General features: G+C 64.6%; 17 protein-coding genes. 11 read left to right on the top strand and 6 right to left on the bottom strand.

The features are described 5' to 3' along the window. Window positions 1-15: 15 nt before the first annotated feature. The 5 genes from urtE to urtA are packed head-to-tail and all read right to left on the bottom strand — an operon-like array spanning window position 16 to window position 4,846. The gene (gene urtE / locus DDE75_RS10965) at window positions 16-705 is read right to left on the bottom strand and encodes an urea ABC transporter ATP-binding subunit UrtE (protein WP_108502683.1); all 690 of its coding nucleotides are present in this window, start codon (window positions 703-705) and stop codon (window positions 16-18) included. A 10-nt stretch (window positions 706-715) separates the two neighbouring features. Then, a complete protein-coding gene (gene urtD / locus DDE75_RS10960) occupies window positions 716-1,462 on the bottom strand; it encodes an urea ABC transporter ATP-binding protein UrtD (protein ID WP_108502438.1) in 747 nt (248 codons plus the stop codon). A gap of 10 nt (window positions 1,463-1,472) precedes the next feature. After that, the gene (urtC, locus tag DDE75_RS10955) at window positions 1,473-2,582 is read right to left on the bottom strand and encodes an urea ABC transporter permease subunit UrtC (RefSeq protein ID WP_108502437.1); all 1,110 of its coding nucleotides are present in this window, start codon (window positions 2,580-2,582) and stop codon (window positions 1,473-1,475) included. 11 nt (window positions 2,583-2,593) lie between these two features. Beyond that, window positions 2,594-3,520, bottom strand: coding sequence for an urea ABC transporter permease subunit UrtB (gene urtB, locus DDE75_RS10950; RefSeq protein WP_108502436.1), 927 nt, complete (start codon window positions 3,518-3,520; stop codon window positions 2,594-2,596). Between the two features lie 60 nt (window positions 3,521-3,580). Beyond that, complete coding sequence (gene urtA, locus DDE75_RS10945) at window positions 3,581-4,846, bottom strand: urea ABC transporter substrate-binding protein (protein ID WP_108502435.1); 1,266 nt, start codon at window positions 4,844-4,846, stop codon at window positions 3,581-3,583. Window positions 4,847-5,006: 160 nt separating this feature from the next. Here urtA and DDE75_RS10940 point away from each other — a divergent pair, with 160 nt between their 5' ends. Next, the gene (locus DDE75_RS10940; protein ID WP_108502434.1) at window positions 5,007-8,336 is read left to right on the top strand and encodes an ATP-binding protein; all 3,330 of its coding nucleotides are present in this window, start codon (window positions 5,007-5,009) and stop codon (window positions 8,334-8,336) included. After that, entirely contained in the window at window positions 8,333-9,244 is a 912-nt protein-coding gene (locus DDE75_RS10935; RefSeq protein ID WP_108502433.1) for a response regulator transcription factor, read from the top strand. The genes DDE75_RS10940 and DDE75_RS10935 overlap by 4 nt, the downstream gene beginning before the upstream one ends. A gap of 695 nt (window positions 9,245-9,939) precedes the next feature. Here DDE75_RS10935 and DDE75_RS17280 read toward each other — a convergent pair. Beyond that, window positions 9,940-10,287: a hypothetical protein gene (locus tag DDE75_RS17280; RefSeq protein WP_162798996.1), complete on the bottom strand. Its 348-nt coding sequence runs from the start codon at window positions 10,285-10,287 to the stop codon at window positions 9,940-9,942. Window positions 10,288-10,950: 663 nt separating this feature from the next. On the opposite strand from DDE75_RS17280, the gene DDE75_RS10925 reads away from it, so the two are divergent. The 9 genes from DDE75_RS10925 to DDE75_RS10885 are packed head-to-tail and all read left to right on the top strand — an operon-like array spanning window position 10,951 to window position 20,355. Continuing rightward, window positions 10,951-12,156 carry a PP2C family protein-serine/threonine phosphatase gene (locus DDE75_RS10925; RefSeq protein WP_108502431.1) on the top strand — a complete coding sequence of 402 codons (1,206 nt, stop codon included), beginning with the start codon at window positions 10,951-10,953 and terminating at the stop codon, window positions 12,154-12,156. Continuing rightward, window positions 12,153-12,500, top strand: coding sequence for an STAS domain-containing protein (locus DDE75_RS10920; RefSeq protein WP_108502430.1), 348 nt, complete (start codon window positions 12,153-12,155; stop codon window positions 12,498-12,500). The genes DDE75_RS10925 and DDE75_RS10920 overlap by 4 nt, the downstream gene beginning before the upstream one ends. After that, window positions 12,500-12,916, top strand: coding sequence for an ATP-binding protein (locus DDE75_RS10915; protein WP_162798994.1), 417 nt, complete (start codon window positions 12,500-12,502; stop codon window positions 12,914-12,916). Before DDE75_RS10920 ends, DDE75_RS10915 begins: the two co-directional genes overlap by 1 nt. Continuing rightward, complete coding sequence (locus tag DDE75_RS10910) at window positions 12,913-13,440, top strand: Hpt domain-containing protein (RefSeq protein WP_108502428.1); 528 nt, start codon at window positions 12,913-12,915, stop codon at window positions 13,438-13,440. The genes DDE75_RS10915 and DDE75_RS10910 overlap by 4 nt, the downstream gene beginning before the upstream one ends. Before the next feature lie 2 nt (window positions 13,441-13,442). Then, window positions 13,443-15,179, top strand: a complete 1,737-nt coding sequence (locus DDE75_RS10905) for a DUF3131 domain-containing protein (RefSeq protein ID WP_108502427.1) — start codon at window positions 13,443-13,445, stop codon at window positions 15,177-15,179. Continuing rightward, a complete protein-coding gene (locus tag DDE75_RS10900; protein ID WP_108502426.1) occupies window positions 15,176-16,324 on the top strand; it encodes an acyltransferase in 1,149 nt (382 codons plus the stop codon). The genes DDE75_RS10905 and DDE75_RS10900 overlap by 4 nt, the downstream gene beginning before the upstream one ends. After that, entirely contained in the window at window positions 16,317-18,164 is a 1,848-nt protein-coding gene (locus DDE75_RS10895; protein WP_245894708.1) for a glycosyltransferase family 2 protein, read from the top strand. Before DDE75_RS10900 ends, DDE75_RS10895 begins: the two co-directional genes overlap by 8 nt. Next, the gene (locus DDE75_RS10890) at window positions 18,164-19,495 is read left to right on the top strand and encodes a DUF3131 domain-containing protein (RefSeq protein WP_108502425.1); all 1,332 of its coding nucleotides are present in this window, start codon (window positions 18,164-18,166) and stop codon (window positions 19,493-19,495) included. The genes DDE75_RS10895 and DDE75_RS10890 overlap by 1 nt, the downstream gene beginning before the upstream one ends. Next, window positions 19,492-20,355 (top strand): hypothetical protein, encoded by an 864-nt coding sequence (locus DDE75_RS10885; protein WP_108502424.1) that lies wholly within the window; start codon window positions 19,492-19,494, stop codon window positions 20,353-20,355. The genes DDE75_RS10890 and DDE75_RS10885 overlap by 4 nt, the downstream gene beginning before the upstream one ends. Window positions 20,356-20,357: the final 2 nt, after the last annotated feature.

The raw sequence follows: 20,357 nt of genomic DNA, 5'->3' as shown, positions 1-20,357 counted from the left end.
CTTCTTCTTGCGGGTTCAGACGGAAAGGAATTTCGAGACATGCGCCTCGTCGACGCCCGCGCGGGGGCTGTCGTGGACGAAGGCGCCCTTTTCCAGCACCATCACGCGATCGGCCACGTCCAGCGCGAAGCTGAGCACCTGTTCCGAGACGATGATGGTCAGGCCGCGTTCGTCGCGGATCTGGCGCAGGGTGCGGGCCATGTCGCGGATGATCGAGGGCTGGATGCCTTCGGTCGGTTCGTCCAGCAGCAGGACCTTGGGGTCGGACGCCAGGGCGCGGGCGATGGCAAGCTGTTGCTGCTGACCGCCCGACAGGTTGCCGCCGCGCCGGTGCTTCATTTCCAGCAGCACGGGGAACAATTCATAGATGTCGGCGGGGACGGTCTTCTTGCCGGTGACGGTCAGGCCCGTCTCGACGTTCTCCTCGACCGTCATGGCGGAAAAGATCTGCCGGCCCTGCGGGACATAGGCCAGACCGCCGGCGACGCGGGCGTGGGACTTCAGCCCCCCCACCTGCCGGTCGTCCACCGTGATGGTCCCGCCGGTCGCGGGCACGATGCCCATCAGCGATTTCATCAGGGTCGTCTTGCCCATGCCGTTGCGCCCCATGATCGCCACGATCTGCCCCTTGGGCACCTGCAGGTCCAGGCCGCGCAGCACGTCGGATTCGCCATAGCCCGATGTCAGGTTCTCGATGGTCAGCATCATGTGCTCCTCAATGTCCCAGATAGACTTCGACGACCTTGGGATCGGCCTGCACATGGGCCATGGACCCTTCCGACAGGCGCTTGCCCTGGTGCATCACCGTCACGCGGGTGGCGATGTCGGCGACAAAGCCCATGTCGTGTTCGATCACGATGACCGCGCGGTCGCGGATGATGCGGTTCAGCAGTTCGGCCGTCTTCTTGCGTTCGGCCACCGACATCCCCGCGACGGGTTCGTCCAGCATCATCAGCTGCGGGTCCTGGATCAGCAGCATCCCGATCTCCAGCCACTGCTTCTGACCATGGCTGAGGATGGCAGCGCGTTCCTGCAGCATGTCGCCCAGAAAGATCGTCTCGGCGATGTCGCGGATGCGAGCCTCGACCTCGGCGTCGCGCCGGAAGGTCAGCGCGCCAAGGACCGTGTGTCCGCGCGGATAGCTGATTTCCAGGTTCTCGAAGACCGACAGATCCTCATAGACCGAGGGCGTCTGGAACTTGCGGCCCACGCCTGCATGCACGATCTGGTCTTCGCGCATGCGGGTCAGTTCGGAACCCTTGAAGTCGATCGAACCGGCGGTGGCACGGGTGCGCCCGCAGATCAGGTCCAGGACCGTCGTCTTGCCCGCCCCGTTCGGCCCGATGATGACGCGGCATTCGTTCGGCTCGATATAGAAGCTGAGGCCGTCCACCGCCTTGAACCCGTCGAAGGACACGGTCAGATCCTCGACCGCCAGGATAAAGTTGTGATTTTCCTGCATGATCGCTGTCCTATTCTGCCGGCTGCGGTTGGGTGGCGGGGGCCGTGCGGCGCATTGGCAGGCGGGGCTTGACGTAGTCGTCGTAAAGACCGGCCAGCCCGTTGGGGAACGCCATGACCACCGCGATGAACAGCGCGCCCAGCCCGAACAGCCACAGATCGGGGAAGCTCTCCGAGAATGTGGTCTTGGCCCAGTTCACCAGAAGCGCGCCATAGACCGCGCCCATCAGCGAATGACGCCCGCCGACCGCGCAGAAGATCACCATCTCGATGGAAGGGACGATGCCGACGATGGTGGGCGACATGAAGCCGACCTGCAGGGTGAACATCGCCCCCCCGACGGATGCCATCATCGCGCCGACGCAGAAGATGAAGATCTTGAAGCTGGCCACGTCGTATCCGGAAAAGCGGACCCGATCCTCGGCGTCGCGCATGGCCACCAGGACGCGGCCGAACTTGGACTTGCGGATCGCCATGGCGACCAGCAGGCAGACGAACAGCAGGACGCCGTTCACGAAGTAAAGCGCGGTCTTGGCCCCGTCGGGGCGGATGTCCCAACCCATCAGCGTTCGCAGGTCGGTGATGCCGTTCACACCGCCGGTATAGCCCTGCTGGCCGATGATCAGGATCGTCACGATGGCCGCGATGGCTTGGGTGATGATCGCGAAATAGACCCCGCTGACCCGGCGGCGGAACATCGCGAAGCCGATGACGAAGGCGAATGCGGCAGGCACCACCAGGATCGCGGCCAGCGTCAGCGCGAAGCTGTCGAAGGGCTGCCACCAGACCGGCAGAGCGGTGATCTGGTTCCAGTCCATGAAGTCCGGAATGCCGGGGGTGGACTGGATGGCCGTCGCCTCGGGGGTCGATGCCTCGAGCTTGAGGAACATCGCCATGCAATAGCCCCCCAGCCCGAAGAAGACCCCCTGCCCCAGGCTGAGGATGCCACCCGCCCCCCAGCACAGGACCAACCCGATCGCCACGAAGGCATAGGTCAGGTATTTGCCGAACAGGTTCAGCCGGAAGTCGTCCAGCATGACCGGAAAGACCACGAAGATGATCAGCGCCAGGATGGCAAGGCCCACGGCCTCGTCGCGCTTCAGGAAGGATGTCCTGGTCATTGTCCGATCCCTCATTTCCGAAGTTTCATGGCGAACAGGCCCTGCGGGCGCAGCATCAGGATGCCGACCACCACAAGCAGCGTGATGACCTTGGCCATCGAGCCCGAGAGGAAGAATTCAAGGATCGACTGCGCCTGGCTGATGGAAAATGCCGAGGCGATCGTGCCCAGCAGGCTGGCCGCGCCCCCGAAGACCACCACAAGGAAGGTGTCCACGATATAGGCCTGACCCGAGGTCGGCCCCGTCGATCCGATCATGGTGAAGGCCGCACCCGCGACGCCCGCGACCCCGCAGCCGATGCCGAAGGTCATGCGGTCGGTGCGTTCGGTGTTGATGCCCACGGCCCCCGCCATCACGCGGTTCTGCGTCACGGCACGCACCTGGCGACCCCAGCCCGACCGATACATCATCACATAGATCGCCGCCGAGATGCCCAAGGCCAGCACCATGACGAAGATGCCGTTGATCGGCACCTCGATCATGTCGGTCACGGCCATCGACCCCATCATCCAGTCGGGGATCGTGACGCCGACCTCGCGCGCGCCGAACAGCGACCGGAATGCCTGCTGCAGCATCAGGCTGAGACCCCAGGTCGCCAGCAGCGTGTCCAGCGGCCGCTTGTAGAGATGCCGGATGATGGCCCATTCGACCGCCATCCCCAACAGCCCCGAGGCGCAGAAGGCCAGCACCATCGCCACGAAGAAATAGGCGCCGAACAGCGCCGGCATGTAGGCCGCGAAGGCGTTCGACACCAGATAGGTGACATAGGCGCCCAGGATCATGAATTCGCCATGCGCCATGTTGATGACGCCCATCTGGCCGAAGATGATCGCAAGCCCAAGGGCCATCAGCACGAAGACCGAAAACAGGATCAGCCCGGCAAAGCCCTGCATGGCGAAGATCGCGCCAAGCTCTGACAGGGAATAGTCCGAGAACATCGGAACTCTCCTTGGAAAAAGGGGGTGGGCGGCGGTCCTGGCCGGACCGCCGGGGCGGGCTTACTGATAGCCTTCGGGGAAGGGGTCGGGCTCGACCAGGTCGCCGGTCTCGAAGACGACCTCGTATTGACCGTCCGCCTTGGCGTGACCCACGCGGGTCTTGGACCACAGGTGATGGTTCTCGTGGATCTTGACATAGCCTTCGGGGGCGCTGGCCAGCTCGATGCCGGGGCTGGCCTCGCGCACCTTGTCCACGTCGAAGGACCCGGCCTTCTCGACGGCGGCCTTCCACAGCCACGGTCCCAGATAGGCCGCCTGCGTGACGTCGCCGATGACCATGTCGTCGCCCCACATCTCCTTGAAGGCGGCGACGAATTCGCGGTTGTTCTCGTTCTCCAGCGACTGGAAGTACTTCATGCAGGCATAGGCGCCTTCGATGTTTTCGCCGCCGATGCCGCGGATCTCGTCCTCGGTCACGGAAATGGTCAGCAGCAGCGGCGCTTCCTCGGTCATGTCGATGCCGGCGGCCTTCAATTGCTTGTAGAAGGCCACGTTCGATCCGCCGACGACGATGGCATAGATCACGTCGGGCTTCTTCAGGCGGATCTTGTTGATGACCGAATTGAACTGGGTGTGGCCGAGGGGATAGTATTCCTCGCCCAGGACCTTGCCGCCCAGCTTGTCCTCGATGTGCTTGCGGGCGATCTTGTTCGAGGTGCGCGGCCAGATGTAATCCGACCCCAGCAGATAGAAGGACTTGGCGCCCTTTTCGCGCGCGACCCAGTCAAGGCCCGCGATGATCTGCTGCGTGGCTTCTTGGCCAGTGTAGATGACGTTGGGGCTTTCCTCCAAGCCTTCATAGAAGGTCGGGTAATACAGCATGCCGTTGTATTGTTCGAAGACCGGCAGCACGGCCTTGCGGCTGGCCGAGGTCCAGCAGCCCATGACGCTGGCCACCTTGTCGTTGACCAGCAGCTTGCGCGCCTTTTCCGCGAAGGTCGGCCAATCCGAGGCGCCGTCTTCCTGGATGGTCTCGATCTTGCGGCCAAGGACGCCGCCCTGGGCGTTGATCTGCTCGATCGCCAGCTTCTCGGCCTGCACCGACCCGGTTTCCGAAATGGACATCGTGCCGCTGATGGAATGCAGGATGCCCACCTGCACGGTGTCATCGGTCACGGCCAGCCCGGTGGTGTTCACCTGGTCGGTCGGGAAATCCTGCGCGCGCAGTCCTTTCGGCAGGAACAGCGTCGCGCCAAGCGCGGCCCCGCCCGCCAGGATGGCGCGCCGGGAAAGCGGATTGATCGGGAACGTCTTCTTGTCAGCCATGTTGCCCTCGTCGGTTCACATCGTGGTTGACCAGAGGTTGATCGGCGCAGCGTCATTCCGGAATACGTCAATTGACGTATATGATTACGCATAATTTCCCCTTACCCCTGCCCAGGACCGCAGCGGCGCTGCATGAGAGCATGGCAAAGGGGTCCCCGGGATGAGCGAGCTGCTGCACGCCACCACCGTCAAGCGCGAATACCACCGCCTTGTCGCCGATGAGACGCTGGAGGATTTCGCCCTGCGCTTCACCGCCCATCGGGCGCGGCGCTGGTCTGCGGCATGGGTGGCGAACGCGGCGATCGGTTCAATCTCGTTCCTGGCGCTCGAGGCGATCGGGGCCGCGCTGACCTTGGGCTTCGGCTTCGCGACGGCGGCGGCGGCCATCGGGGCGGTCTGCGCGATCCTGTTCGTCACCGGCCTTCCCATCGCCTATTACGCGGCGCGCTACGGGGTCGATATCGACCTTCTGACGCGGGGGGCGGGGTTCGGATATCTGGGATCGACTCTGACGTCGCTGATCTACGCCAGCTTTACCTTCATCTTCTTCGCGCTCGAGGCCGCGATCCTGGCGCTGGCGCTGCAGTTCTGCTTCAGCGTGCCGCTGTGGGTGGGCTACATGGCATCGGCGGTCGTGGTGATCCCGCTGGTGGTGCACGGGTTTTCGCGCATCTCGCGGTTTCAGGCCTGGACCCAGATCCCGTGGCTGGCGCTGAACCTGCTGCCCTTCGTGCTGATCGCGGTCATGGGACGCGGCGACGTCGATTGGGCAGGTTTCATGGGGCTGGATGGCCAGTCGCAGCTGACCCTGCTGTCCTTCGGTGCGGCATCGGCCATCGGGCTGTCGCTGATCGCGCAGATCGGCGAGCAGGTGGATTTCCTGCGCTTCCTTCCCGCGCCCGTCACCCGCCGACAGCGCATCGGCTGGTGGGCGGCGGTCATCGCGGCGGGCCCCGGTTGGGCGGTCCTGGGCGGGCTGAAGATGCTGGCCGGGTCCTTCCTGACGGTGCTTGCGATCTCGGCAGGCACCGCGACGGCGGATCTGACCGACCCCGCCCATCTTTACTTCGCGGCCTTCGACTTGGCCCTGGGGGACGGGCGCATCGCGCTGGCGGTGACGGGCGTCTTCATCATCCTGTGCCAGCTGAAGATCAACGTTACGAACGCCTATGCAGGCTCGATCGCCTGGTCGAACTTCTTCTCGCGGCTGACCCATGCCCATCCCGGTCGCGTCGTCTGGCTGATCTTCAACGTGGCCATCGCCTTCCTGCTGATGCAGTTCGGCGTCTTTCACGCCATCGAGGCGACGCTCAGCTTCTATTCCACCGTGGCGCTGGCTTGGATCGGGGCGATCTTCGCCGATCTGGTCATCAACAAGCCCCTGGGCCTCAGCCCCAGGGGGATCGAGTTCCGCAGGGCCTATCTCTATGACCTGAACCCCGTGGGTCTGGGCGCGATGCTGGGGGCGGTGACCGTCGGGCTGATGGCCGGTCACGGGCTGCTGGGTCAGGTGGCGGGGGCGCTGTCGGCCTTCGTGGCGCTTGGCACGGCCATCGCACTGGCACCGCTGATCGCCTGGCTCAGCGGCGGGCGCTTCTACATCGCGCGCCAGCCGTCGGAATTCACCCAAGGGCGGCATGTCTGCGACACCTGCGGCTATGCCTTCGAGGCGCCCGACATGGCCACCTGCCCCTTCATCGAGGGTCAGATCTGCTCGCTCTGCTGTTCGCTGGAGGGGGGGTGCGGGGACCGCTGCAAGCCGCACGGTCGCGCGCCCGCCACCATCCGCCACGCGATCGAACGCAGCATGCCCCCCACCGTCGCCCAGCATCTTCTGTCGCGGGCGGGGATCTTTTCGGTCTGCTTCACGGGGACGGTGGCGGCCCTGGCGCTGCTGCTGACCTTCATCTATCGCGCGCGCATGTCGCCGGGGTTCAGCGCCATCCTGGGGGCGCTGTTCTGCGGGGCCGTGGTGCTGATCGGCGTCGGCATCTGGATGCTGATCCTGGGCCGCGAAAGCCGCCGCAACGCCCGCGACGAGGCCGACCGCCAGACGCTGCGCCTGCTGCAGGAAATCCGCGCGCACAAGCGCACCGACCTAGCCCTGCAGGATGCCAAGGAACAGGCCGAGGCCGCCAATACCGCCAAGACCCGCTATCTGGCCGGTCTCAGCCATGAAATCCGCACGCCGCTGAACGCCATTTTCGGCTTTGCCCAGATCATCGAGGCCGACCCCGACATCCCCGCCCGCCGCCGCGAGGCTGTGCGCACCATCCGCAGGTCGTCCGAACATCTGGCGGGGCTGGTTGAAGGTTTGCTGGACATCTCGAAGATCGAGGTCGGCCAGATCGAGATCGCGCGGGAACGCATCAACCTGCCCGGTTTTCTGAACCAGATCGGGTCCCTGTTTCGCGAAGAGGCCGCGCAGAAGGGCCTGCAGCTGTCGATCACCACCAGCGGCAGCCTGCCTGTCTGGGTGATGTCGGACGAAAAGCGCCTGCGCCAGATCCTGATCAACCTGCTGACCAACGCCGTGCGCTATACCGCGCAAGGCTCGGTCGATATGTCGTTCTCCTATCGCAACGAGGTCGCCACCATCGTCATCACCGATACCGGACAGGGCATCGCGCCCGAACAGATGAAGCGCATCTGGCGGCCCTTCGAACGCGGCGGCGACCGGCAGCCGGGCGGATCGGGGCTGGGGCTGACCATCACCAAGCTGCTGGTCGACATCCTGGGCGGAGAGATCACCGCCGAAAGCACCCCCGGCACCGGCAGCAGCTTTCGCGTGCGCCTGATGCTGCCCTCGGTGCCCGACCATGCCGCCCGCCCCGGCAGGCAGGCCGACCTGGACGAGGAGGTCCGTCCCACCGGCTATGCGGGCCGCCGTCGGACCCTGATGATCGTGGACGACGACCTGAACCACCTGAACCTGTTCGACAGCTTCTTTTCCCCCATGGGCTTCAACGTCGTGGGCGCTGCGGATGCGGATGGGGCGCGCGCCATGCTGGGCGACGTCACGCCGGATCTGTTCGTTCTGGATGTCGACATGCCCGCCGAGGACGGCCTCAGCCTTGCGCAATGGCTGCGCGACCACACCCACCACACGACCCCCATCCTGATGTGCACCGGCCATGCGCCCGAAGCACGGCCCGTGCAGGGTGACATGAAGGTCCACGACGGCTTCGTCATCAAACCCTATACCCTGATCGACATGCTCGAAACGATCGCCAGCCTGTTGCGGCTGGACCTGACCTACGACCGCCAGCCGCCCGCCACAAAGGACGCGCCCGCGCCTCTGCCGCTCGACCTTGAAGGGCTGCTGTCCAGCGCGCGCATCGGCCACGCACGCGGCGTCGCAACCCATCTGGACCGGATCGAGACCGAACAGGGCGGCCCATCCGACATGACGCGCCGCTTGCGCGCGTATCTGGACGACTACGACCTGACGACCATCGAGGAGACCGTGAACACGTGGATGAACGCATGACCCGAGACCACGCGGCCATCGCCTCCATGGCGCTGATCGTCGACGATGATCCCGGCTCGGTCGCGATGGTCTCGACGGCGCTCGAGGAAAGCGGCACCACCGTCATCGTGGCCCGCGACGGCCAGCGCGCGTTGGACCTGCTGGGGCGCGTCGATCCCGACGTCATCCTGCTGGATGCCATGATGCCCGGCATGGACGGCTTCGAGACTTGTCGCCGGATGAAATCGGCCCCCGTCATGACCGATGCCCCGATCATCTTCATGACCGGGCTTACCGGTTCAGAGGATGTTCGCCGCGGATTGCAGGCCGGGGGCGTCGATTACGTCACCAAGCCGGTCAAGGTCGACGAACTCATCGCCCGCGTGACCACCCATATCCTGAACGCCCGCCAGATCCGCGACCTGCGCGATGCCTTCGATGTGCAGAACCGCGCCCTGGTTGCGGTGGATGGGTCCGGGCGGGTCGCATGGGGTTCGCCGGGCGCGCTGGCCAGCCTTGGCGAGGCCGGTCTGCTGACCACCGATGGACAAGCCGCAGGTGACCTGCTGGCATGGCTGGGTCGTCTGACGGGACAGCCCGTGTCCCATGCCCCGCCCCTGCAGACGGGCGCGCTTGGCCTGCATTACACCGGGCGAAGCAGCAGGGGCGACCTGCTGATCCGGATCGAGCGCGCGCAATCCCGGTCCCCCGAGGTGACGCTGGCCCAGCATTTCGGCCTGACAGCCCGCGAATCCGAGGTCCTGCTGTGGCTATCCCAAGGCAAGGCCAATCGCGACATCGCCGAGATCCTGGACCTCAGCGCACGCACCGTGAACAAGCATCTGGAGCAGATCTATCTGAAGCTGGGGGTGGACAACCGGACCTCGGCGGCGCTGCTGGCCGACAGGCTGGTCGCATCGCGCGGCTGACCGACCATCGCGCCCCATCGAAGCTGTCCGCCGTTCTGCCGCAGGCCATCGGCGCCACGAACGAGGCAACCGATGCAACCTCTGCCGTCACCGACCACGGCGGTGCCCGTGGAACTGACGAGCAGCCATGACATCTGATGCAGAACCATTAAGGGGTCCACTTCTGAAGGGCCGTCCACGATCTTGTCCCGCTGTCGTGCAAACCCTGTCGGTAATGTCGCCGTCGATGTGAATGGATCGCATCGGGCCATGTTCACCGAACCGCAAAAGGCATTGCCTGAGACTGCGATGAACGGTCAGCCCGCCTTCGGCAAAAACCGTTTCGGATATGATCAGACCGGACTGGCACACGAACTGCTCTTGGATCCTAACAAGTGACCGCAGTAAGGGTCTTGGAGGCGCTTCCGACCGCTTTGCGGTCGCGCTTGGGTGCAGGGCTGTATTTCCGGCGGATGATTGAACGACGATGGTCGCACGGGCACGTTTCAACCATCCCAAGCCGACCGTTCGGAACATCCGATTTTCGGTGCGATGCAGTTACCGGAAGCTTCGCGGAGAACGCCATTTTATCATGCCAAGGACGAGCGTTGCCCGCCATTATCACGGGCGTTTTCTTCGCATTTCAGTGGGGGCCGGAGGCAGCTGACGCCACCCGGTCGCAGTGCTGTGACTTCCTGCAACATTCGCTGGACGGTTCAGGCATCTGGAGCCGGTGCCATCCGGACGTGATCATACGCAAATGCCTCTGGCAGGCCATTGCTCTCGGGGGCATCCAGGATGGCTGAAGCAAGGCGCAACCAGAAAAGACAAGCGACGATATGCACGTCATGTGGCGTATAGCCGTCGTCGGCCGGCATCTTGACCACGGAAAGCGCGTGGCATCTCCCGATGCGACGCTCGGCGGCTTTAGGCATGATGTCGCCGATGTCGGAGCCAGCGAGCAGGTTCGGCGTGCATCCGACGATGACCAGACAGTGGAAACCTGCACTGCGGCATGGCGTGTCTGATGTGTTCGAAGGCGGCTGCCGCAAGCCACCTGTCATCGACAAGCTTCGGGTTCGGGATCCGCATCCGGCGATCGAGGAGCTGGCGGTGGCCAACTCTGATCGGCGCAGACCTTCGTCCCTGACGCGCGTTGCGATTCAAGGCCCTCTGCCTGATACCGGGCGCGGATCATTCTGGCCGCTGCACTCGAACCCGTCGCGTTCACCGGCTCGATCATTTGAAGACGGCCCTGCAAGGTCCTGCGCCTGTTCCAAGCCGCCATGAGGACCGCCCGGAGGCTGGTCGACATCCAGCGTCGAGAATGCCTAACTGCCTGAACAGATCGCGCCATGGCACCTTGGCACATCCGGACCGAAGTCAAAGCGGCAGACAAAGGGTCTGCTTCACTGCAAGCGCAAATGATGGGGATGAAACCAACCAGGGGAGGCCTCTTCCCGGCGCGACATAAGGTCTCGGGCCAAGCCGGTCCTTATCGCAGACAGAAGTTTGCTCCATGCTTGGAATCGAACGTGAATCCCCCTGCCAGGACAACCCTTGGTAGTGTTGGCATTGCTTCTTCCTCGCGGAACTGACTATTGCGCAGGCAAAACTTGCAGATTTTTGCAGTGATTTTTTCACGTTAGAAGAAATTTCACCCTACAATGGGACAGAATTTTGGCTAAAGTCGGATCACATCATCGTTTTATTGTGCTTGGAAAGAAATGTCGGCTTTTGACCATGCTCTGCTGCAATCGGGCATCAAAGTGGTCGTCGTTGACGATGATCGCCTTCAACGTGCATACATATCGGCGATCCTGCGCAAGCTTGGCTATGAACCGCATGAAGCTGACAATGGTGACACTGCGCTGAGATTGATGACCGATCTGAATGTCCAGATCCTGATTTGCGACCTGGACATGCCGGGCCTTGACGGGATCGAACTGACACGTCGGATCCGAGCCAAGCAGACCGGTTTCTACATCCACATCCTGATGGTGACGGGCCGCAACCAGCGTCCCGAGCGCGAGCGTGCGCTGGAAGCCGGTGTGGACGACTTCATGGCGAAGCCCTTGGATACCGTCAGCCTGACAGCCCGTATCAGATCGGTCAGGCGGCTGATCGAGCATGAGGAGATCCTGGCCGAGCGAGAGCGGAACCTTGTTGCGGCCAAGGAACGGATCGAAAGTGATCTTCGCGCCGCCGCCGATGCACAGCGCCGCATGCTGCCCGACCCCCTTGTCCAGATCGGCCGGTGCCGTTTCCATTCCGCGCTGCTGGCCTCGAACTTCCTTGCGGGCGACATGTTCGGATACTTCGAACTGGCGCCGGGGTTCCTTGGCCTCTATGCGATCGATGTGGCCGGGCACGGCGTGCATGCCTCGCTGATGTCGGTGGCCCTCGGACATATGCTGACCGCCGAACTTTTCCGCCAACGGGCGCTGGATGCGCAGGGGCGGCCCGATCCGGCAGCCTTGGTGCGTTTCCTGAACAGGCATTTCTGGCGAAGCGACGGCGAGGAATATTTCACCATGTTCTGCGCGGTTCTGGACCAGGGGGCCGATACGCTGCATTTCTGCCAGGCGGGCTATCCTTCGGGCTTCATGCTGGGCCCCGGGGGGGCATGCCATCCGGTCGGGCGGGGCGGCTATCCGGTGGCCCTGATGCCCGATGTCGATTTCGAAACGGACCGGATCGAATTTCCATCCGACCACCTGCTGGTCCTGGTCTCGGACGGCGCGCTCGAGGCCGAGGACGCCGCGGGCCGACCCTTCGACGACCACGGGGTGCAGGCGTTCCTGACCGCCACGGACCGGAAGGCGTCGGAAATTCCCGTCCAGATGAGGAATGCCCTGCTGCAATGGCGTGGCGGGGCGCAACTGGAGGACGATCTGTCGATCGTCGTTTGCGAAAGGATGCGCGCAGCATGATCAAGGTTAAGCAAGGGGGCGACGGGCAGATCTGCGTGGTCGACCCCGCCACGGACAGGTTGACCGCAGCCAATGCCACGACCTTCAAGGACGAGATGTGGCAGCTGATCGACAAGGGCGAATACCGGCTGGTCGTCGACCTGACAGGGGTGTCGTTCGTGGATTCCTCGGCCATCGGGGCGCTGGTCGGGGTGCTCAAGCGCCTTGGCAACCGCGGAGAGATCGTCGTCTGCGGCCTGTCGGGCAGCGTCGAGAAGATGTTCCGCATCACGCGGATGGACAAGGTCTTCCCGACCTATCGTGATTCCGCCGCCGCCGCGGCCGCACTCAGCGAGCGGCTGTGATGACCCGGGTCCTGCACATGCCGACCGAACTGGATCAGCTTGACGGAATGGTCGCACAGCTTACGGAACTGGCATCGCCCACGCTGTCCGAGGACAAGCTGACATCATTCGAGATCGCGGTCATGGAGGCGCTGACGAACGCCGTCCAGCACGCCATCTCGCCCGCGCCGGACAAGCCCGTGGCCATCACCATCGACGTGCAGCCCGACCGCGTGCGGGTCGTGATCTTCGACGCCGGTGCGCGCGCGCCGGACGATCTCTATGACAATGTTCCCCAGCCCCATGAGATCGACGAGATGTCGGAAAGCGGACGGGGCATCCCGCTGATCAGCATGCTGGCGGACGACGTCCTGTTCCAGCCGGGCGAGGGCGGCAACCGTCTGCAGATGGTCTTCAACAAGGATCCGTCGCCATGAATGCAACGGCCGCAATCGCCCTGTGCCTGCTGATGCTGGCCATCGCGGTCGCGGGGCTGACCTTTCGCCGCAGGGGACTGACGGCGCGGGTGGCCGAACAGCTGCACGCACCGGCCCCTGCCCCCCGCCCCGACCCCATCGACCAGGCGCGGCTTGCCGAACGCGTGGCTGAACTGCGCGCCGAGTTCGGAGATGAGGTCGCCCGCCTGATGCAGACCGCCGCGATCGAGGATCTGGACCGCCATCTGGCCGTCCTGCGCGGCACCGCACCGTCCGGGCCCGATGAGACAGCAGCACAGCAGCGCAGCAGGTCGCTGCATTCCGTGGTGGGCATCGCCGCAACGCTTGGATGCACCGAACTGTCCGATCGCGCCCGCGTGCTGGATACGCTGGAGGACGCCGCCTCGGAAAGCCCTGCGGCCCTGCACGACCTGATCGCCGACATGCAGGAACTGCGCGCGGGCCTGGCCGCGCTTCAGGACCGTGATCCGCCCGCATCGCCCGCGGCGTCTTGGAAAGGATAGTCATGCCTCTGCTACGCTCTGCCGTGCTGACCTGCCTCGTGCTGATCCTGCTGACGACGGATCGGTTCTCCCACCCGGCCCTGTCGCAGGATGCCGATCCCGGTCCGGACACGCCCCTGTCCGAAGCGGTCCAGCCCGATACGGACCCCGCCGAAACGCCGCTGCCGGCGCCCTCCGCCGAACTGCCCAAGGCGCTGACGGATCCCGGCGCGCAGGAACGGCGCGACCTGATGTTTTCGGCTCGTCCGACGGCAGGCGACTACTTTGGCCGCCACGGCGCCCTGACCGAGCGCGAGATGGCCATGGCCCGTTCGGCCTGGAGCTATTTCGTCAAGCGTTTCCAGCCGGATACGGGACTGGTGAACGCGGTGGGGTCCTATCCCTCGACGACGCTGTGGGACACCGCATCCTATATCAGCGCGCTGGTGGCCGCGCATGAGTTGGGCATCATCGACAAGCGCGAATTCGACCGGCGCGCGACCAAGCTGATCAGCACCCTGCGCAATCTGGACCTTTACCGCGGCGAGGCCCCGAACAAGGTCTACAACACCGAGACGGGCGAAAAGGTGAACTATGCCAACCAGCCCGGCGAGGTCGGCTTTTCCGTGCTGGACATGGGCCGCATGCTGGTCTGGCTGCGCATCCTGAAGGAACGCTATCCCTATCTGGCCAACAGCGTAGACAACGTCCCGATGCGCTGGAACTACTGCAACATCGTCGAGGATGACGGCCGGCTGTTCGGGTCCATCGTGAACGGCCAGGGCGAAACCCGCTATGTTCAGGAAGGCCGCTTGGGATACGAGGAATATGCCGCCAAGGGCTTTGCGCTTTGGGGGTTCGACGTGGCGGGTGCGCTGGACCCCGCGCCGCTGGCCTATACCAACATCTATGACGTCGACGTGCCATATGACGGTCGCGACCCGCGGGTCTTCCACAACCAGAACTATGTCCTGACCGAAAGCTATCTGCTGGACGGGCTGGAAATGGGCTGGGACCTGCCCATCGACGATCCCGACGGGCCGGGCGTGGCATCGCAGGGCTGGCGGGCCGAATTCGCGCACCGCATCTTCCTTGTCCAGCAGCGCCGCTTCGAACAGACCGGCATCATCACCGCGCGGTCCGAACACCAGGTCGAGGGCAAACCCTATTTCGTCTACGACTCGATCTTCGCGGACGGCTATCCCTGGAACACGCTGGACCCGAGCGACGTCTATCAGCCCGATCGCGCCGCTGTCGCCGCCAAGGCGGCCATCGGCATGTGGGCGCTGTGGGACGTGCCCTATACCGACCTGCTGTTCGAGACCGTCGCCGACCTGTCCGAGGAGGATGGCGGCTTCTACGAGGGTCTCTACGAGAACGGCAACGGCTATATCCCGCTGCAGACCGCCAACAACAACGGCATCATCCTGGCAGCCCTGCTCTACAAGGTGCAGGGGCCGATCATGCAGTTCAAGAACACCAACACCTCGGTCTGGGACATGGCCTATTCGGGCACCGACATCCGCGCCAACAAATGCCTGCCCGAGCCGATGGTCCGCGAGGTCACCTGCTGCGCCTGCGCCGATGCGGTCGAGATCAAGCCCGCCGTTCCGTGGGAAGAGTTCAAGTACTGCAAGCCGCTGGATCGCGACACCGGCATCTCGGCCACCGATTGCCGCCCCGAGGAGCAGGTCTTCGCCAAGCCGGAACCGCGCCTGGTCCTGCCCCGCGAATGCCGCGCCGGACAGGTGGCACCATGAGCGCACCCGGATCGCGGATGGTCTGGTTCGACGCCAACCGCGTCTGCGCGGCGGCGGGCGTCGTGCTGATCCATTCGACCACCGATTTCGCCGGCAGGCCCTTTCCCGATGCGACCGTCGGCGAACGGGCGGTCCCGGTTCTGCTGCGTTCCATCGGCGAATTCTCGGGATCCGAGATGTTCTTCTTCTTCTCGCTGTTCCTGATGGCGATGCGGATCGATCGCCACCGCCCCAGCTATCGCGATGCGATCCTGACGCAGGCGCAACGGCTGCTGGTGCCTTTCGCCTTCTGGACGGTGTTCTACGGGCTGTTCCGCCTGGTCAAGGCGCAGGCCTTCAACTATGCGCCGCAATATCTGGAACAGATCACCCAACTGAAGACCTGGGTGGCCTATTTCCTGCTGGGCAAGTCGCAGTATCACATGCATTTCCTGCCGACGCTCTTCGCGATCTTCCTGTTCTATCCCGTGATGCGGCTGGCCCTGCGCTATCCGATCCTGGGGGTGCTGCTGTTTGCGACCCTGGGGGCGATGGATCACGTTCAAACGTTCCTCTATTCCATCGACATCGCGCCCCTGGCGCGCGACTACCTTGTCCGAATCGCCAAGGTCTGGGGATACATCGGCTATGGGCTGGCGGCCTTCGCGCTCTATTCCCTGTGGAAGGACGGACTGCCGCGCGGAGAGACCCGCCTGATCCGCCGCGGGGCCTTCTACCTCGTGTCGCTGGCCTACCTGGCGACCCTGCCCTTCTTCGGCCATGCGCTGCTGCAGGGACAGTTCCCGGTGCGGTCGGGGTGGGACTACTATGGTCATTTCCTGATGCCGCTGCTGATCTTCTGCATCTTCATGGGCAGCCAGTTCAGCACCTGGTCCCCCAAGTGGTCGCGTGCGGCCAAATACACCTTCGGCGTCTACCTGGTGCATCCGCTGATCATCGACCTCTTCGACATCGCCGTGATCAAGACGGGTCTGGCGGGGATGATGACGCCTTCGGTTCTGGTCGTCAGCCGCTTCATCGTGGTGCTGCCCGCCGCGCTGGCGCTTTCGATGCTGCTGGAACGCATCAGGCTGACGGCCTGGACGATCGGACTTGGACCGACCCCTTGGGCGCGCAACCGCGCCCAAGGTACGGCGAATGGATGAACACCGAATGACCGACGACTATTTCCGCGCGTTCGAGGATCGGCGCCCGCCCCCTCCGCTGCCCTATTCCCCCCGTCGGGAAATGCTGTGGCAGTTTCTGGCAACCATATCCCTGGTGATCGGCGGCTGGTACATCGTCTGGCGCTGGACGGCGTCGCTGAACCCCGAAGCCCTGTGGTTCGCGGCGACATTGGCCATCGCCGAGACGCTGGCCTATGTCGGGCTGCTGCTGTTCGTCTACAACCTCTGGCGCGATCAGCCGATCCGCCTGCGCGACGCGCCCGCCCTGATCGAGGATGTCGATCCCGCCTCGCCCGAGGCGGGCCGCCCGATCTCGGTCGATGTGCTGTTCGCCACCTACGACGAGGATCCCGAACTGGTGCGCCTTGGGATCATCGACGCCAAGGCCATGGAATATCCGCACCCCATCGACATCCGCATCCACGTGATGGACGATGGCCGGCGCCCCCAGATGCGCGCTGTCGCCGCGGAGGAAGGTGTCGGCTATATCACCCGCGACACCAACGAAGGCTACAAGGCCGGCAACCTGCGCAACGCGATGGAACAGACGGCGGGCGACTTCCTGCTGATCTGCGACGCGGATACCCGGCCCTTCCCTACCATGCTGTCCCGCACCCTGGGTTATTTCCGCGACCCGCAGATGGCCTGGGTGCAGACGCCGCAATGGTTCTACGACCTGCCGCAGGGCCGCCGCCTGCCCGATGTGCTGTCGGATCGCCTCGGAACCTGGGGCCGCAGGCTGGGCAATGCCGTGGAACGCGTTGCCGGGGAATGGTGGGTCGGGCGCGATCCCTTCGTCAACGACCCGCAGATGTTCTATGACGTGATCCAGCGCCGCCGGAACCGCGTGAATGCATCCTTCTGCTGCGGCGCGGGATCGATCCACCGCCGCGAGGCCGTGATGGAGGCCGCCCTGCGCGCCTTCGGCGCCAAGGTCGAACGCCGCGTCATCGCCGCCGAGGAAGAGATCACCCTGGAAACCCGCGAGCGCAACGTCGCCCCCGACCTGCTGGACGCCATCCGCACCGAGGCCGTCAGCGCCGAGATCCTGGCACCCTATCGCTTCCACGTCTCGGAGGACATCTTCACGTCGATCGTGCTGCATTCGGACCGCGAACGCGGCTGGAAGTCTTGGCAACACCCTTACGTCGAATCGAAGATGCTGTCGCCGCAGGATCTGATGACCTGGACCATCCAGCGCTTCAAATACGCCGGCGGCAGCGTCGACATCCTGGTCAACGACAACCCGCTGTTCCGCCGGGGCCTGACCATCCCGCAGCGGCTGATGTACGGGGCGACCTTCTATTCCTATCTTGGGGCGATATGGAACGTGATCTTCCTCTTTGCGCCGGTTGTCTATCTGTTCACGGGGATCGCGCCGGTGTCGGCCTATTCCGACCAGTTCTACGTCCACGTCATTCCCTTCATCATCTCGCTTGAACTGGCGATGATGGTGGGGACATGGGGCATTCCGGGATATGCCGCCAAGGCCAGCTACCTGGCCTTCTTCCCGCTTGGGCTGCGCGCGATCTGGACGGTCCTGCGTGGTCAGCGCATCGTCTTCAAGGTCACGCCCAAGGACCGCAATGCCGGACGCTTCCTGAAGCTGGTGCGCGCGCAGCTGGCGGTGGTGGGATTGACGGCGGCGGGGGTGCTTTGGGGGGCGGGCGCGCTGCTTCTGGCCGATACCGGCCACAGCGCGACCGGCGTCGTGACCAATGCCTTGTGGGGGCTGAACAACTGCATCGCCATGGCCGGCATCATCCGCGCCGCCATCTGGCAGCCATCCGCGACAAACGATACCCCGGAGGTAACTTGATGGGCTTTCGCCGGAACCTGGTCCACGCCCGTGGACATATCATCTTCATCCTCGGCCTGATCGCGGGCCTGTTCCTGGTGATATGGCTTGAAGATCTGGGCGAGCGTTCCGCCCGGGGAGGCGCCGGAGGGGGGCACGACCTGATGCAGACGTTCGACGAGATCACCCCCCTGCCGCTGGCCGTCAGGGGGGAAAGCAGCGCGCAGGATCTGGAACATGCGCGCATCGCCTGGACCTATTTCGTCAACAACACCGATGCCACCACGGGCCTTGCCAATTCGGTCAACAACTATCCCTCGACCACCATGTGGGAAACCGGGTCCTATATCGTGGCGATCCTCTCGGCCGAACGCTTGGCCCTGATTGAGGCCCCCGAGGCCCGCGACCGCATCGCACGGGTGCTGGACAGCATCGGCAAGATGCGCCTGTTCGAGGACGCCCTGCCCAACAAGGCCTACAACACCCGCACGCAGGAGCTGGTCGATTACGCCAACAAGCCGTCCGATCTGGGGCTTGGATGGTCGGCGCTGGACGTGGCGCGGATCATGTCGGCATTCGGACTGGCGCAGCAGGCACATCCCGATCTGGCGCCGGCCATCGCGGCGGTGACGGACCGATGGGCGCTGGACCGCATGGTGCGCGACGGAGAGCTGATCGGCACCAATATCGCCGGAAACGAGGTGCGCCACGATCAGGAGGGCCGCGTCGGATACGAACAATACGCCGCCAAGGCGATGATGCTGCACGGCTATGACGTCTATCGCGCCTATGAGGTCCGCGACAACCTGATGATCCGCACCGTGCTGGACCAGCCGATCCCGGTCGATACCCGCATGCACCGCGCCACCACGCCCGCCTTCGTCGTCAGCGAACCCTATCTGTTCGACGGGCTGGAATTCGGCTTCGACGCCCGCTCGCACCGCTTTGCCACCGCCATCTACAAGGCCCAGCAGGCGCGCTTCGAACAGACGGGCCAGTTGACCGCCGTCACGGAATCGCACCTGAGCGAGGAACCCTATTTCGCCTATGCCACCGTTTGGGGCGCGGGGGCGGAATGGGCGGTGCTGACCTTCCAGGGCGAACGTATTGACAGCCGAAGGACCATGGCGACCAAGGCCGCCTTCGGGTGGGACGCGCTGTTCGGCACCGAATACACCGCCAAGCTGGTGCAGGCCATCACCCCGCTGGTCGATCCGCAGAAGGGCTGGCCCGAGGGCATCTACGAGACGACGGGCGGGGTCAACGGCTCGGTCACGGCGAACACCAATGCCGTCGTATTGGCCGCGTTGTCGTTCAAGGCGACCGGCCCGCTGATCCGGGTGCCGAAATGAGGGCGCTGATCACGGCCACCGCGCTGATGCTGCCGGGAACCGCGCTGGCCGAACCCTGCGTGGGCGAAGGGTTCGACATGCCTCTGCCGGGCGCGCAGCAGGTTGAACGGGATTACGCGGATGTGCCCTCCGCGCGCTATCCGGGGGTGTGGCAGCAAGGGCGGATCGCCGGTTTCGCCTATAGGCTGTTCCCCGATCTGACGGCAAACCTGGCCGACAGCCGCGATGCCCCCCAGTGGCAGATCGACGTGCTCTGCGACCCCGAGGCCGACAGCTGCGCCTTGGAAACCAAGGGCACGCCGGACCCCACGGCATCCGATGTCGCGACGGCACTGGGCCGGTGCCTGCTGGGTCAGCCGGTGACTGCCGCGGATTTCCGTCGCGATACACCGCAGGCCGATCTTGGCCTGCCCGAGGATGCGGGCGTGACCGATCAGGATCGCAGCCTGTCATCGGGCGCGGCACTGGCGACGGCGGCGGGCGCAGAACGCGCCCTGACCCCCGACCCGGCACAGCCGACCGCGCAGACCGGTCCCGACTTCGAGGCCGACCGCCCCTCGGCCGTACCGGACCCCACGCAGGCCACGCCTGCGCCAACCCCGGCCGAACCAACGGGCGATCTTGGCCCGACGATCCTGCCCGACGCCGATTGCGGATTGTCCAGGATCACGCCGGGCACCTCGGCCGTGCAGACGCTGCAGCGACTGCTGGCGGAAGACGGACAGGATCCGGGCGGAGACGATGGCGTCATGGGCAACCGGACGCGCAATGCCCTGGCAGCGGCCCTTGGGCCCGATGCCGCAGGGCTGGCCGTCGAGGAAGCAATTCGTGCCCTGAACGCGAAGATGTGCAAAGACTAGGG

The sequence above is a fragment of the Paracoccus indicus genome (assembly GCF_003056335.1).
Lineage (GTDB): Bacteria > Pseudomonadota > Alphaproteobacteria > Rhodobacterales > Rhodobacteraceae > Paracoccus > Paracoccus indicus.
The sequence above is the reverse complement of the archived record's forward strand: the minus strand, read 5'-3'. Positions and strand labels throughout refer to the sequence as shown.

What these genes read in the sequence shown, in the direction of transcription:
- urtD (WP_108502438.1), bottom strand. Translation starts at nt 1,462, where the DNA reads ATGCAGGAAAATCACAACTTTATCCTGGCGGTCGAGGATCTGACCGTG.
- DDE75_RS10915 (WP_162798994.1), top strand. Translation starts at nt 12,500, where the DNA reads ATGACCCGGGTCCTGCACATGCCGACCGAACTGGATCAGCTTGACGGA.
- DDE75_RS10900 (WP_108502426.1), top strand. Translation starts at nt 15,176, where the DNA reads ATGAGCGCACCCGGATCGCGGATGGTCTGGTTCGACGCCAACCGCGTC.
- urtE (WP_108502683.1), bottom strand. Translation starts at nt 705, where the DNA reads ATGCTGACCATCGAGAACCTGACATCGGGCTATGGCGAATCCGACGTG.
- DDE75_RS10920 (WP_108502430.1), top strand. Translation starts at nt 12,153, where the DNA reads ATGATCAAGGTTAAGCAAGGGGGCGACGGGCAGATCTGCGTGGTCGAC.
- DDE75_RS10925 (WP_108502431.1), top strand. Translation starts at nt 10,951, where the DNA reads ATGTCGGCTTTTGACCATGCTCTGCTGCAATCGGGCATCAAAGTGGTC.
- DDE75_RS17280 (WP_162798996.1), bottom strand. Translation starts at nt 10,287, where the DNA reads ATGACAGGTGGCTTGCGGCAGCCGCCTTCGAACACATCAGACACGCCA.
- DDE75_RS10935 (WP_108502433.1), top strand. Translation starts at nt 8,333, where the DNA reads ATGACCCGAGACCACGCGGCCATCGCCTCCATGGCGCTGATCGTCGAC.
- urtB (WP_108502436.1), bottom strand. Translation starts at nt 3,520, where the DNA reads ATGTTCTCGGACTATTCCCTGTCAGAGCTTGGCGCGATCTTCGCCATG.
- DDE75_RS10895 (WP_245894708.1), top strand. Translation starts at nt 16,317, where the DNA reads ATGGATGAACACCGAATGACCGACGACTATTTCCGCGCGTTCGAGGAT.
- DDE75_RS10940 (WP_108502434.1), top strand. Translation starts at nt 5,007, where the DNA reads ATGAGCGAGCTGCTGCACGCCACCACCGTCAAGCGCGAATACCACCGC.
- urtC (WP_108502437.1), bottom strand. Translation starts at nt 2,582, where the DNA reads ATGACCAGGACATCCTTCCTGAAGCGCGACGAGGCCGTGGGCCTTGCC.
- DDE75_RS10890 (WP_108502425.1), top strand. Translation starts at nt 18,164, where the DNA reads ATGGGCTTTCGCCGGAACCTGGTCCACGCCCGTGGACATATCATCTTC.
- DDE75_RS10905 (WP_108502427.1), top strand. Translation starts at nt 13,443, where the DNA reads ATGCCTCTGCTACGCTCTGCCGTGCTGACCTGCCTCGTGCTGATCCTG.
- urtA (WP_108502435.1), bottom strand. Translation starts at nt 4,846, where the DNA reads ATGGCTGACAAGAAGACGTTCCCGATCAATCCGCTTTCCCGGCGCGCC.
- DDE75_RS10910 (WP_108502428.1), top strand. Translation starts at nt 12,913, where the DNA reads ATGAATGCAACGGCCGCAATCGCCCTGTGCCTGCTGATGCTGGCCATC.
- DDE75_RS10885 (WP_108502424.1), top strand. Translation starts at nt 19,492, where the DNA reads ATGAGGGCGCTGATCACGGCCACCGCGCTGATGCTGCCGGGAACCGCG.